This window comes from Mesorhizobium sp. WSM4830 (assembly GCF_055811495.1).
Window position 1 is genome coordinate 1 of record NZ_JBVVQI010000087.1, and the last position, 1,194, is coordinate 1,194.

Annotated in this window: 1 protein-coding gene; it reads right to left on the reverse strand. The window is 62.8% G+C overall.

Annotation, left to right across the window (positions count from 1 at the left end):
* Positions 1-143: 143 nt before the first annotated feature.
* On the reverse strand, positions 144-1,130 hold the full coding sequence (locus AC0L2Y_RS34430) for an IS5 family transposase (RefSeq protein WP_473562315.1): 987 nt from the start codon (positions 1,128-1,130) through the stop codon (positions 144-146).
* Positions 1,131-1,194 lie beyond the last annotated feature (64 nt).

Below are 1,194 nucleotides of genomic sequence, written 5' to 3' on the forward strand. Positions count from 1 at the left end.
TGAGGCCTTTGCAGAGAAGGCGCATAGATATGCGATTTGAGAGATATATGCTTTTTTGAGCGCCGAGAGCGCTGCCTGGGCGTTCAGCGAGGCAATTTTTCAGGATAATCGGCTGATCCGGCCGATTATGGACGGACTCCTGCTTATGCCGGCTTCTCGCCTGGCGGATGGAGGGCACCGACCATGCGGCGCAGGTTGTAGGCGCAGGCGGCCAGCATGCACTGCGTGCGGTTGGCGGCGAGGTTGAAGAAGCGCAGGCGCCGCATGGCGTAGCTCTCCTTGAACACGGCGAAGGGCCGCTCGACCGCCGCTCGCACCTTGGCGATCAGCTGGTTGCGCCGCTTCTGGCGCGGCGGCAACTCGGGATGATGTTTGTTGGGCCGCCGCATCAGGCGGTCCTTGATGCCTGCCTCGACCAGCCGGGCATGTCTGGCGTGGGTATAATAAGCCTGATCGCCATAGACCGCCTTTTCATCGCCGCTGATCAGTGCGTCGGCCGGCTCGGTATCGGTGACCGAGGCTTCGCTCACCTCGACGCGCCGGATCAGCGTATGATCCTGGTCGACGCCGATGTGCATCTTGTAGCCGAAGGTGCTCTTCTTGCCCTTCTTGCCCCAGCGCGCATCCTTGTCCACCGATGGCTTGACCGGGCCCTGATGGCCCTTCTTGGGCTGTTTCGGCGGGCGGCCGCGAGCTTGCAGGAATGAGGCATCGACCAGCGTGCCGCGCTTGACGATCAGGCCCTTGTCCTCAAGCTGGCGGTTGATCTCCTCGAACACCTTGTCGATCAGCCGCTCGCGCGTCAGCTCCTCGCGGAAGCGCCACAGCGTCGAATGGTCGGGCGTGCGATCCGAAAGGCTGAAGCCGGCAAAGCGGCGGAACGACAGCCGGTCGCGGATCTGCGCCTCAAGCGCCGGATCGCTCAGCCCATGCCATACGCCCAACAAAAGGCAGCGCATCAGCACTGGCGCCGGATAGCTGGCCGTGCCCGGCCCGGCTCCGCTGCGTGCGCCCAGAAGCGCCTCGATCGGACCCCAGTCGATCTCCTTCGCAACAAGATCGAAGATTGTCTCGTCCGACGAGGCCAGGCCGTCCGCCAAGCTCAATTGACCAAGCACACGATCAACCATCCGCGAATCTCCCGTAGCGACCAACACTACAGAATCACCAATCAGATTCTGTGCAAAGGCCTCC